A 10590-nucleotide genomic window follows, 5' to 3' on the forward strand; every position below is an offset into this window, starting at 1 on the left:
TCAGCGAGGTGTATCGCATCCGGTACAGGGCGGCCTACGGGTCGCCCTTTTTTTGTAGTGCCGGCCGCTGGCCGGCTCCCGATACCGCCTGGGCCGACTGACAGTCGGCGCTACCGTCGGGATCAACGTTCGTTGATCCCTCGCGGGAGGGGATTTTTTTTGCGCAGCAAAAAAAACCCCCTCCCGCTGGGCGCCGGGAAGGGGTTTCAGGTACGGCTATCGGGAATCGATCAGATCAGCGGTGCCGGGGTTGCCGGCAGCGCGACCGCTGCAGCCTTCTTCTTGCGGACCGCCGGCTTGCGCTTGGCGACCTTCTTCACTGCCTTCTTGGCCGACGCCTTCTTGGCGGCCGGCTTGCGCGCGGTTGCCTTCTTGGCGGTGGCCTTCTTGGCTACCTTGCGGACGGCCTTCTTGGCGGTCTTCTTGGCAGCGGCCTTCTTGGCTACCTTGCGGACGGCTTTCTTGGCGGTCTTCTTGGCGGCGGCCTTCTTGGCGGTCTTGCGGACTGCCTTCTTCGCCGTCTTCTTCACTGCCTTCTTCGCGGTCTTCTTGGCGGCGGCCTTCTTGGCGACCTTGCGGACCGCCTTCTTTGCCGTCTTCTTCACTGCCTTGCGGGCAGTCGCCTTCTTGGCTGCCTTCTTCACCGTCTTCTTGGCAGCCGCCTTCTTGGCTACCTTCTTCACGGCCTTCTTGGCAGCCGCCTTCTTGGCGACCTTCTTTACGGCCTTTTTCGCGGCCGGCTTTTTCTTCGCAGCTTTCTTGGTTGCCATGGGATGGCTCCTCGTCAGTGATCTATGGAGTTGAAACGCCCAGGTAAAGCAAACCCGCGGTTGTTGCCTGCGGGGACCGCCGTCGCGTCATGCGCGTCGTGACGGATACGGGGATACCGGCCAGTGGATGCCAGGCAGATATCGAATGTGGGGTGAGCTTGCGTTTCACCGGAGGAAGCGAACCCGACTCCACCGTCCTCGGACGTGCGGTGGATGACCTGGTTGTGCTTCGCGACTGGATGTCGATTCGGTTGGCTCGTTTCGCAGGCAAGGTCTGCTGGGCGAAACCTAATCACGCTTTTTTTGACTGTCAACAACCCCCGCGAAAAATTTTCACATGGCGGGCGTCCAATGCACCTCGCCTGCCGCCTCGTCCAGCACCCTGCGGCACCCCGTCGAACCGCTCCGGACACGCAGGCGCAGCGACGCGTTCGCCGACGCGTCGAAGGAAAAGCACTTAAAAGAAGCACTTTCGCCTGCGCCGCATACGAAGCGCGTGCGCCAACGCATCGACGCGGCGTGCGCGGCGTCGGGCGCGCCGACGCTTCCCGCACGGCAGCACAACAGGGGCGAAAACTTTTCACATCCGGCAACGCTTTTTGCGTCCGGATTCGCGCAACTGCGCAAACTTTTGCCGCCCTCGCGGCGCGTGGATCTTGCCGGTTACGTGCATCGACCACCGTCCCGAGCGGCGCCGGGCAAAAAAAAACGGCCGCACCGGGCGGCCGTTTCTGTTCCAGCTGGCGAGGATCAGTTGTCCTCGTCGTCCAGCGTTCCGGCGTAGTCGTCCGGTTCCAGCAGGTCGTTCAACTCGTCCTTGTTGGACAGTTCGACCACGAACAGCCAGCCGTCGCCGTAGGCATCTTCGTTGATGGTTTCCGGCTTGTCGGCCAGGCCGCTGTTGACCTCGACCACGGTGCCGGAGACCGGGCTGTACACGTCCGAGGCAGCCTTGACCGACTCGACCACCGCGATCGCTTCGTTGGCCTTCGCATCGGCGCCGACTTCCGGCAGCTCGACATAGACCAGGTCGCCCAGCAGGCCCTGGGCGTGGTCGGAAATGCCGACGGTGACGCGGCCGTTGCCTTCGACGCGCGCCCACTCGTGGGACTTGAGGAATTTGAGGTCGCCGGGGATCTCGCTCATGGCACTGCTCCGAAAAATTTCAGGGGGGTCAGGGAAACGGGGGTAGTGTAACCACCGGCGCCTGCCTGTCGACAGCAGGCGCCGGGCATAACATGCGGGCTCAGCCGTCGCCCAGCACGCCAGGCTGGGCCTGGCCTTCGCGCACGAACGGGAATTTCACCACGCGCACCGGCACCTGCCTGCCGCGGATGTCCACGTGCACCTGGCCCAGCTCACCGGCCGGCACGCGCGCGAACGCGATGCCCTTGCCCAGGGTCGGCGAGAACGTACCGGACAGGATCTCGCCGCTGCCGCTGGCGGTAAGCACCACCTGGCCGTGGCGCAGCACGCCCTTCTCGTCCATCACCAGGCCGATCATCTGGCGGGCATCGCCGGCGGCCTTCTGTGCTTCAAGGACGTCGCGACCGATGAAGTCGCGGCCTTCGTCCAGTGTCACGGTCCAGGCCAGCGCCGCCTCGAACGGGCTGATCGCCTCGTCCATGTCCTGGCCATACAGGTTCATGCCCGCTTCCAGGCGCAGCGTGTCGCGCGCACCCAGTCCGGCCGGCCGCACGCCGGCCGACGCCAGCGCGTTCCAGAGCGCGACCACCTGGTCCTGTGCGACCAGGATCTCGAAGCCGTCTTCGCCGGTGTAACCGGTACGGGCTACGAACAGCGGCGCGCCGCTGGCAGCGGTGGCTTCCACCGCGGCGAAACGACCCAGCTTCTGCAGCGCGGCACGGTCACCTTCGGCGACCAGGCCGATCACCTTGTCGCGCGCGGTCGGGCCCTGCACCGCGATGATCGCCAGGTCTTCGCGCTCGGTCACCTGCACGTCGAAGGCGGCGGCCTGCTCGCGGATCCAGGCCAGGTCCTTCTCACGGGTGGAGGCGTTGACCACCATGCGGAAGAAGTCGTCGGCCAGGTAGTAGACGATCAGGTCGTCGATCACCCCGCCCTGCGCGTTGAGCATGCAGGAGTACAGCGCCTTGCCCGGCACCTTCAGCTTGTCCACCGAGTTGGCCAGCAGGCGGCGCAGGAATGCGCGCACGTCCGCGCCACGCAGGTCGACCACGGTCATGTGGCTGACGTCGAACATGCCGGCGTCGGCACGCACCAGATGGTGCTCGTCCAACTGCGACCCATAATGGATGGGCATGTCCCAACCGCCGAAATCGACCATTTTGGCGCCGAGCGCGCGGTGGGTATCGTTGAGTAGCGTCTTCTGGGTCATGACCACGGTCCGGGGGATGAAAATGCAGGTCGTCATTATCCCAGAACCGCTCCGCCAACGCCTGCGGCGGTGCGCCATCCCTCGTTGTCCGGCATTGCGCAGCCACGCAGGGCGTGGCTCTACGCCAGCGCCCGGATCGCCACCGTAGCGCCACGCCCTGCGTGGCTGCACCGTCAGGCCTCTTGGACTTTCAGCGTCATGCCATCCACCGCCACCACGCGCACCGGCGTCCCCGCCGGCAGGTCGGGCCCGGCGACCACCCAGAACGCATCGTCGACCTTGGCCCGGCCCTTGCCGACGATGATCGGCTGGTCGAGCACTACTACCCGCCCGACCAGCTGCTCGGCGCGGCGGTTCAACAGCGGCGCGTCGCTCGCACGCGCGCGCTTGCGCCACCACTGCCGGTAGCACTGGATCGACACCACGCTGAGCAGTACGAAGGCGACCACCTGCCACAGCAGCGGGATGTCGGCGAACACCGCGACCAGCACGAACACGGCGGCGGCACCAATGCCGATCCACAGCATGAACGCGCCCGGTGCGAGCGCCTCGGCGGCGAACAGCACCAGCGCCAGCGCGCCCCAGCCGACCACTTCCCAGCGCATCTCAGCCTCCGATGCGCGGCGGCACCGCGCGCGTGGTCTTCTTCTCTTCCTGGCGGGCGAACGCTTCCTTGGCCAGTTCGGCCACGCCAGCAATGGACCCGATCACGCCGCTGGCCTCCATCGGCATCAGCACCAGCTTCTGGTTCGGCGAGGTGGCCAGTTCCTTGAACGCTTCCACGTACTTCTGCGCGATGAAGTAGTTGATGGCGTGCACGTCCCCCTTGGCGATCGCCCCGGACACCATTTCCGTGGCCTTGGCTTCGGCCTCGGCCAGGCGCTCGCGCGCTTCCGCATCGCGGAACGCGGCTTCCTTGCGGCCTTCCGCTTCCAGCACCGCCGCCTGCTTTTCACCTTCGGCGCGCAGGATCTCGGACTGGCGGGAACCTTCGGCTTCGAGGATCTGCGCGCGCTTTTCGCGTTCGGCCTTCATCTGCCGCGCCATCGCATCAAGCAGGTCGCGCGGTGGCTGGATGTCGCGGATCTCGATGCGGTTGACCTTCACTCCCCACGGGTTGGTGGCATGGTCGACCACGCTGAGCAGCTGCGCGTTGATCACCTCGCGCTGGCTGAGCGATTCGTCCAGGTCCATCGAACCGATCACGGTACGTATGTTGGTCTGTACCAGGGCGATCATCGCCACTTCCAGGTTGGCGACCTCGTAGGCGGCCTTGGAGGCATCGAGGACCTGGAAGAACACCACCCCGTCCACGCGCACCGCGGCGTTGTCCTTGGTGATCACTTCCTGGCTGGGAACGTCGAGCACCTGCTCCATCATGTTCACCTTGCGGCCGACGCCGTACACGATGGGGATCAGGAAGTGCAGGCCGGGGGACATGGTGTGGGTGTAGCGGCCGAAGCGCTCCACCGTCCATTCGTAGCCCTGCGGCACCATGCGCACGGCCTTGAACAGGATCACCACGGCCACGAAGGCCAGGATCAATGAAAACAGCACGGTCGGAAACATCGGCTACTCCTTTCCCTGGGTAACCCCGAATATACCGCCGAATGCGCCGGGTGCCGCCTCAGGCCGCGCGCGGCGCGAACATGATCACCGCCATGCCGGCCAGGCACAGCCCGACCCCGAGCAGGTCCCAGCGGCCCCGGCGGATGCCGTCCACCACCCACAGCCAGGCCAGCGCGGTGCCGATATAGACACCGCCGTACGCCGCATACACGCGCCCGCTGGCGGCCGGGTGCAGGGTCAGCAGCCAGGCGAACAGGGCCAGGCTGGCGGCCGCCGGCAACAGCAGCCACGCGCTGCCATCGCGGCGCAGCCACAGCCACGGCAGGTAACAGCCGACGATCTCGGCCACGGCGGTCAGCACGAACAGCAGCAGGGTTTTCACGGCGTGCCTTCGGCAGCCTTGGCCTGCTCCCAGAGGTGTTCCTGCGCCGCCAGGTCGAGCTCGGCCATGGCCTGGCCGGCAGCCGCGGCCTGCGCTTCCATCGCACGGAAACGGCGCTCGAACTTGTGGTTGGCCTGGCGCAGCGCCGCGCCCACGTCGACGCCGGCATGCCGCGCCAGGTTCGCGCAGACGAACAGCAGGTCGCCCAGTTCTTCCTGCAGCCGCGCCTGGTTGTCCTGCACCGGTCCGCGCGCGAACTCGGCGGCCACTTCGTCCAGCTCCTCGCGCGCCTTGTCCAGCACCGGTGCGGGGCCCGGCCAGTCGAAGCCGACCCGCGCCGCGCGCGCCTGCAGCTTCATCGCACGCTGCCATTCCGGCAGCCCGCGCGAGATCCCGGCCAGCGCCGAGGGGTCGGCATCGCCCTTGGCGGCGCGCTCCTGGCGCTTGATCGCTTCCCAGTTGCTGTTGACGTCTTCAGCCCCTTTGACCTGGACCTGCGCAAACACGTGCGGATGCCGGCGCTGCAGCTTGTCACTGATCGCGCGGGCCACCTCGGCAAAGCCGAAGGCGCCCTGCTCGCTGGCCATCTGCGCATGGAACACCACCTGCAGCAGCAGGTCGCCGAGTTCATCGCAGAGATCGTCGAGATCGCCACGGTCGATCGCGTCGGCCACTTCGTAGGCTTCTTCGATGGTGTACGGGGCGATGCTGGCGAAATCCTGCTGCAGGTCCCACGGGCAGCCGTCCCGGGGATCGCGCAGGCGCGCCATGATGCCCAGCAGGCGGTCGAGTTCGGCAGGTGCGGACATCGGTACTCCGGTCAGTCGGGAAGCCAGCTGCGCCACGGCAGGCGGGTGTCGCCCAGGGCGATGAAATCGCCATTCAACAGGGTTTCGCGGCGGTTGTAGCGGAACGGCTTGCCGGTGGCGGCGGACAGCACCGCACCGCCGGCGGCATGCAGCACGCACTGGCCGGCGGCGGTGTCCCATTCAGCGGTCGGGCCCAACCGCGGGTAGACGTCCAGCGTGCCCTCGGCGAGCCGACAGAACTTCAGCGACGAGCCCTGCGCCACCACCTCGATCTCGCCCATGCGCTCGAGCAGCGCCTGGGTCTGCGGGCTGCGGTGCGAGCGGCTGGCGGCCACCTGCAGCGGCGGCAGCGCCGGGGTACGGGTGCGCAGCACCGAGTCGTGCATGCCGTCGCGACGATAGGCCAGTTCGCCGCGCATGGCGTGCCACGCGACGCCGCTGACCGGGGCCAGGACCACGCCGAAGGCGGGCGCGCCCTGGTAGATCAGCGCGATGTTGACGCTGAACTCGTCGTTGCGTTTGACGAACTCGCGGGTGCCGTCGAGCGGGTCGACCAGCCAATAGGCGCCCCAATGCCGACGCACCTCCCACGGCACCTGCGCCGATTCCTCGGACAGGATCGGCAGGTCCGGGGTGAGCTGGCCCAGTCCACGCAGGATCACCTGGTTGGCGGCGAGGTCGGCGGCGGTCACCGGGCTGCTGTCGGACTTGATCTCGACATCGAACGGCCGGGCGTACACGTCCATGATCGACGCGGCGGCATCCTGGGCGATGGCGATCACCGTTTCGCGCAACGCGGTGGTGAGTTTGATCATTCCCCGCGTTCCAGCCACTGCCGGGCGATGAACAGCGCAGCCAGCGAGCGCCCTTCGGAGAAGTCCTCGCGCAGCATCAGCTGGTCCAGGTCGGCCAGTTTCCACGGCACGACTTCCAGCTCTTCGGGCTCATCGCCGACCAGCCGTTCGGGGTACAGGTACAGGTCGCGCGCCACCACCAGCCAGGACAGGTGGCTCATGTAGGTCGGGGCCAGGGTCATCGCGCGCAGCACGTCGACCCGGCGCGCACCGTAGCCGGCTTCTTCCTTCAGTTCGCGGTCGGCCGCCTGCTCCGGGGTTTCGCCGGCATCGATGCAGCCCTTGACCAGCCCCAGCTCGTAACGGTGCACGCCGGCCGCGTATTCACGCACCAGCAGCACGGTCTCATCGTCGAGCATCGGCACCACCACCACCGCACCGTGGCCACGGCTGACCAGGCGTTCGAAGCGGCGGCGTTCGCCGTTGGAGAACTCCAGGTCCAGGTGCTGGCGCTGGAACGGGCCGCTTTCCTCGTCCGTGATCTGGTGGATGGTGGGCAACGGACGGGTCATGCGAACTGGCTCTTGGAGATCGATAGAATGCAGGCAGGTGAAAACGTGTCCATGAGCCCGAAATGCTAGCAGACCCAGCCCCCCTCACGCTGGCCGACCAGTGGCGGCAACGCGACCTGGCCGTGCTGTGGCACCCGTGCACGCAGATGCGTGAACATCCCGACACCTTGCCGCTGGTGCCGATTGCACGAGGTGAAGGCCCGTGGCTGATCGATCATGACGGCCACCGCTACCTCGACGCGGTCAGCAGCTGGTGGACCAATCTGTTCGGCCACGCCGAACCACGCATCGGCGCGGCCATCGCGCGCCAGGCGACCCAGCTGGAACAGGTGATGCTGGCCGGTTTCAGCCACGAGCCGGCGGTGCAGCTGGCCGAGCGCCTGCTGGCGATCGCGCCGCGCCAGGCCGGGCGTGCGCCGCTGTCGAAGGTGTTCTTCGCCGACAACGGGTCAGCCGGGGTCGAGGTGGCGCTGAAGATGGCCTTCCATTATTTCCACAACCGCGGCGAACCGCAGCGCACCCGCTTCGTGGCGCTGGAAAACGGCTACCACGGCGAAACCCTGGGCGCGTTGTCGGTGGGCGACATCCCGCTGTATCGCCGCGTGTACGCGCCGCTGTTGAGCGAAGCGCTGTTCGCGCCGTCGCCGGACGCGTACCTGGCCGAACCCGGGCAGAGCGCGGCGCAGCGTGCGCATGAAGCGGCCGACCGGCTGGCCGACCTGTTCGACCGGCACCCGGGCGAGATCTGCGCGGTGATCCTGGAACCGCGCCTGCAGTGCGCCGGCGGCATGCGCATGCACGACCCGGTGTACCTGAAGCGCGCGCGCGAACTGTGCGATGCCAACGGCGCGTTCATGATCGCCGACGAGATCGCCACCGGGTTTGGCCGCACCGGCACCCTGTTCGCCTGTGAACAGGCCGGGGTGATGCCCGACCTGCTGTGCCTGTCCAAGGGCCTGACCGGCGGTTTCCTGCCGCTGGCGGCGGTGCTGGCCACCCAGGCGCTGTACGACGCCTTCCTGGACGACAGCCGCGAACGCGCCTTCCTGCATTCGCACAGCTACACCGGCAATCCGCTGGCATGCGCGGCCGCGCTGGCCACGCTGGACATCTTCGCGAGCGAAGACGTGATCGCGCGCAACCGAAGCACGGCCGAGGTCATGCGCGCCCTCGCGGCGCCGTTCACCGACCACCCGCACGTGGCCGACGTGCGCCAGGCCGGCATGGTGGTGGCGTTCGAACTGACCCGAAATGGCGACAAGCGCACGCCCTTCCCTGCCGCCGCGCGGGTCGGGCTGAACGCCTACAACGCGGCGCTGCGCCGGGGCGTGGTGCTGCGCCCGCTGGGCAACGTGCTGTACTGGATGCCTCCCTATTGCGTGGAGGACGAACACCTGGACCTGCTGGCCCAGACCACCCTGGCTGCCATCGAGGAAGCTGTTGCATGCGCCTGACCCGTTCCCATGTCGATCTTCCGCTGGCCGTGGGCCAGGCCGTGTCATTACCCGAAGAAGTGGCCAACCACCTGGTGCGGGTGATGCGCCTGCGCGAGGGCGATGGCTGCGTGCTGTTCAATGGCGACGGCCACGACTACAGCGCCACGCTGGTCGAGTCGGGCAAGCGCGAGGCGCGCGTGCAGGTGGTGGCGGCGCAGCCGGTGGACAACGAATCGCCCCTGCCGATCACCCTGCTGCAGGGCATCGCACGCGGCGAGAAGATGGACCTGATCCTGCAGAAGGCCACCGAACTGGGTGTGCAGGCGATCGTGCCGGTCAATGCCGAACGCACCGAGGTCAAGCTGGACGCGGCGCGCGCGGAGAAGCGGCTGGCGCATTGGCGCAGCGTGGTGGTGTCGGCCTGCGGGCAGTCCGGCCGTGCGCGGGTGCCCAGCGTGGCGCCCCCGCAGGGTGTGCAGGAGGCGGCCCGGGCGATGCCCGGGGCAGCGCTGAAGCTGACCCTGGATCCGCAGGGAGAACACCGCCTGTCGACGCTGGAGTCGGCGCCGGGCGGCGTGGTCATCGCGATCGGGCCCGAGGGCGGCTGGTCGCCGCGCGACCGGCAGGCGTTGGCGGCAGCCGGGTTCCAGGGGTTGCAGCTGGGGCCGCGCATCCTGCGCACGGAAACCGCCGGGTTGGCCGCGATCGCGGCATTGCAGGCGCGATTGGGCGACCTGGGCTGAAAGCAAGCCACGACCAACGGTCGTGGCCTACCGACCGGGCCGTGGTTGGATCTGATCCCATCACCGGTAGGTATCGACCGTTGGTCGATACAAGGTCGCATCACCGGTAGGTATCGACCGTTGGTCGATACCCGCTCAATTCACCGGGTGCGCTTCGTCCAACGCCGCTTCCAGCGCGTCCAGGTCCGGCAACAGCGCGCTCTGCTCGCCCAGCAGCACGCGCATGTGCACGCCCTGCGGCAGGGTTTCCTCCGAGGCGTCGGCCAGCAGGCCGTCGCGCGGGACCGAGATCAACTGCGGGAAGGTCTGGGTCAGCAGGGCGAAGTACGGGCGCCTGGCATTGCCGCCCAGCGCCTTCAGCACGACCACCTTGTTCTTGCTCACCACCGGTTCTTCGCCCTGGCCGGACAGGCGCGCGAACGACATCAGCGGGACCTCCCAGCCGTGCCACTCGATCTGCCCCAGCAGCCAGGCGGGCGCATCGGGAATCGAGGCCACCGGTACGTTGGACATCATTTCGGCCACGGTGGCGTTCGGCAGCAGCACGCGCTCGGTGCCGGCCTGGATCAGTACTCCGCGGATTTCGTCGTTGCTGGCGTAGCTCATGGTGTGCTTCCTGAAAGGGACATGGCGCGGCGAGTTACTCGCTCACGCCCCAGCGTTCGGCGATGGCAGCGGCGAGCTGCGGCGGGTCGCCGGCAGCCATGCCGGCCGCGACCACCGCGTTGGCGGCAACCGGGTCGTAGCAGCCCTCACCGGTCTGTCCGGCCACCCAGGCACCGGCCACGGCCAGGCCCAGCACGTCGTCGAGCACGGCCACGTCGCTGCCGCTGAGCATCACCACGGCGCTGTGCACCGCCGGCAGTGCCGACACCTGGACGCCACCGGCATCGGCGACGAAGTACACGCCGCGGTTGCGCACGGCCACGCCGACATCGTCGGGCAGGATGTAGGCATTGCCGGCCTGGACCGGCTGGTCGGATTCGGCCAGCAGCACCGGCAGCGCCGACACGCGCGCCATCTGCTTGACCAGGTTGCCGTAACGGCCCCCGTCCAGGCGCATGTAGACCAGCACCGGCACGGCGAGGCCGGCCGGCAGCGCGGCGAGCAGGCGGCGCAGCGCATCGGGGCCGCCGATGCCGGCCAGCACCAGCAC

The 10590-nt window shown here is 67.8% G+C and carries 14 protein-coding genes; 3 read left to right on the forward strand and 11 right to left on the reverse strand.

The features are described from left to right. Positions 1-230: 230 nt before the first annotated feature. Positions 231-770, reverse strand: a complete 540-nt coding sequence (locus tag RWO33_RS08715; RefSeq protein WP_145479472.1) for a histone — start codon at positions 768-770, stop codon at positions 231-233. Positions 771-1107: 337 nt separating this feature from the next. On the opposite strand from RWO33_RS08715, the gene RWO33_RS08720 reads away from it, so the two are divergent. Continuing rightward, a complete protein-coding gene (locus tag RWO33_RS08720) occupies positions 1108-1554 on the forward strand; it encodes a hypothetical protein (RefSeq protein ID WP_314104318.1) in 447 nt (148 codons plus the stop codon). Here RWO33_RS08720 and gcvH read toward each other — a convergent pair. The 8 genes from gcvH to nudE form a co-directional block, all read right to left on the reverse strand. Further along, complete coding sequence (gene gcvH, locus RWO33_RS08725; RefSeq protein ID WP_145479471.1) at positions 1521-1916, reverse strand: glycine cleavage system protein GcvH; 396 nt, start codon at positions 1914-1916, stop codon at positions 1521-1523. The genes RWO33_RS08720 and gcvH overlap by 34 nt on opposite strands. Positions 1917-2016: 100 nt before the next feature. Further along, positions 2017-3129, reverse strand: coding sequence for a glycine cleavage system aminomethyltransferase GcvT (gene gcvT / locus RWO33_RS08730; protein WP_314104321.1), 1113 nt, complete (start codon positions 3127-3129; stop codon positions 2017-2019). A 173-nt stretch (positions 3130-3302) separates the two neighbouring features. Further along, the gene (locus RWO33_RS08735) at positions 3303-3734 is read right to left on the reverse strand and encodes an NfeD family protein (protein WP_145479469.1); all 432 of its coding nucleotides are present in this window, start codon (positions 3732-3734) and stop codon (positions 3303-3305) included. Position 3735: 1 nt separating this feature from the next. Next, the gene (locus tag RWO33_RS08740; protein ID WP_314104325.1) at positions 3736-4698 is read right to left on the reverse strand and encodes an SPFH domain-containing protein; all 963 of its coding nucleotides are present in this window, start codon (positions 4696-4698) and stop codon (positions 3736-3738) included. 58 nt (positions 4699-4756) lie between these two features. Continuing rightward, entirely contained in the window at positions 4757-5080 is a 324-nt protein-coding gene (locus tag RWO33_RS08745; RefSeq protein WP_314104328.1) for a YnfA family protein, read from the reverse strand. Beyond that, positions 5077-5889, reverse strand: coding sequence for a nucleoside triphosphate pyrophosphohydrolase (gene mazG / locus RWO33_RS08750; RefSeq protein ID WP_314104331.1), 813 nt, complete (start codon positions 5887-5889; stop codon positions 5077-5079). The genes RWO33_RS08745 and mazG overlap by 4 nt, the downstream gene beginning before the upstream one ends. An 11-nt stretch (positions 5890-5900) precedes the next feature. Next, positions 5901-6704: a 3'(2'),5'-bisphosphate nucleotidase CysQ gene (gene cysQ, locus RWO33_RS08755; protein ID WP_314104333.1), complete on the reverse strand. Its 804-nt coding sequence runs from the start codon at positions 6702-6704 to the stop codon at positions 5901-5903. Beyond that, a complete protein-coding gene (gene nudE / locus RWO33_RS08760) occupies positions 6701-7255 on the reverse strand; it encodes an ADP compounds hydrolase NudE (RefSeq protein WP_314104334.1) in 555 nt (184 codons plus the stop codon). The genes cysQ and nudE overlap by 4 nt, the downstream gene beginning before the upstream one ends. A gap of 62 nt (positions 7256-7317) precedes the next feature. On the opposite strand from nudE, the gene bioA reads away from it, so the two are divergent. Next, positions 7318-8709: an adenosylmethionine--8-amino-7-oxononanoate transaminase gene (gene bioA, locus RWO33_RS08765; RefSeq protein WP_314104336.1), complete on the forward strand. Its 1392-nt coding sequence runs from the start codon at positions 7318-7320 to the stop codon at positions 8707-8709. Next, entirely contained in the window at positions 8700-9434 is a 735-nt protein-coding gene (locus RWO33_RS08770) for a 16S rRNA (uracil(1498)-N(3))-methyltransferase (protein ID WP_314104339.1), read from the forward strand. Before bioA ends, RWO33_RS08770 begins: the two co-directional genes overlap by 10 nt. A 135-nt stretch (positions 9435-9569) precedes the next feature. On the opposite strand, the gene RWO33_RS08775 is transcribed toward RWO33_RS08770, so the two are convergent. Together RWO33_RS08775 and RWO33_RS08780 are read right to left on the reverse strand one after the other, a co-directional pair. Next, a complete protein-coding gene (locus RWO33_RS08775; protein ID WP_145479461.1) occupies positions 9570-10040 on the reverse strand; it encodes a chemotaxis protein CheW in 471 nt (156 codons plus the stop codon). Between the two features lie 34 nt (positions 10041-10074). Continuing rightward, positions 10075-10590: chemotaxis protein CheB (locus RWO33_RS08780; RefSeq protein ID WP_314104342.1), on the reverse strand; the 516-nt coding region annotated here is incomplete at its 5' end.

Origin of the sequence: uncultured Stenotrophomonas sp., assembly GCF_963519925.1 — a bacterium.
GTDB classification, from domain to species: domain Bacteria; phylum Pseudomonadota; class Gammaproteobacteria; order Xanthomonadales; family Xanthomonadaceae; genus Stenotrophomonas; species Stenotrophomonas maltophilia_AE.

Excerpts from the sequence above, each read along its gene's own strand:
- gcvH (WP_145479471.1), bottom strand. The coding sequence starts at position 1,916 with ATGAGCGAGATCCCCGGCGACCTCAAATTCCTCAAGTCCCACGAGTGG.
- RWO33_RS08715 (WP_145479472.1), bottom strand. The coding sequence starts at position 770 with ATGGCAACCAAGAAAGCTGCGAAGAAAAAGCCGGCCGCGAAAAAGGCC.
- RWO33_RS08720 (WP_314104318.1), top strand. The coding sequence starts at position 1,108 with ATGGCGGGCGTCCAATGCACCTCGCCTGCCGCCTCGTCCAGCACCCTG.
- RWO33_RS08740 (WP_314104325.1), bottom strand. The coding sequence starts at position 4,698 with ATGTTTCCGACCGTGCTGTTTTCATTGATCCTGGCCTTCGTGGCCGTG.
- mazG (WP_314104331.1), bottom strand. The coding sequence starts at position 5,889 with ATGTCCGCACCTGCCGAACTCGACCGCCTGCTGGGCATCATGGCGCGC.
- cysQ (WP_314104333.1), bottom strand. The coding sequence starts at position 6,704 with ATGATCAAACTCACCACCGCGTTGCGCGAAACGGTGATCGCCATCGCC.
- RWO33_RS08735 (WP_145479469.1), bottom strand. The coding sequence starts at position 3,734 with ATGCGCTGGGAAGTGGTCGGCTGGGGCGCGCTGGCGCTGGTGCTGTTC.
- bioA (WP_314104336.1), top strand. The coding sequence starts at position 7,318 with ATGCTAGCAGACCCAGCCCCCCTCACGCTGGCCGACCAGTGGCGGCAA.
- RWO33_RS08775 (WP_145479461.1), bottom strand. The coding sequence starts at position 10,040 with ATGAGCTACGCCAGCAACGACGAAATCCGCGGAGTACTGATCCAGGCC.
- gcvT (WP_314104321.1), bottom strand. The coding sequence starts at position 3,129 with ATGACCCAGAAGACGCTACTCAACGATACCCACCGCGCGCTCGGCGCC.
- RWO33_RS08770 (WP_314104339.1), top strand. The coding sequence starts at position 8,700 with ATGCGCCTGACCCGTTCCCATGTCGATCTTCCGCTGGCCGTGGGCCAG.
- nudE (WP_314104334.1), bottom strand. The coding sequence starts at position 7,255 with ATGACCCGTCCGTTGCCCACCATCCACCAGATCACGGACGAGGAAAGC.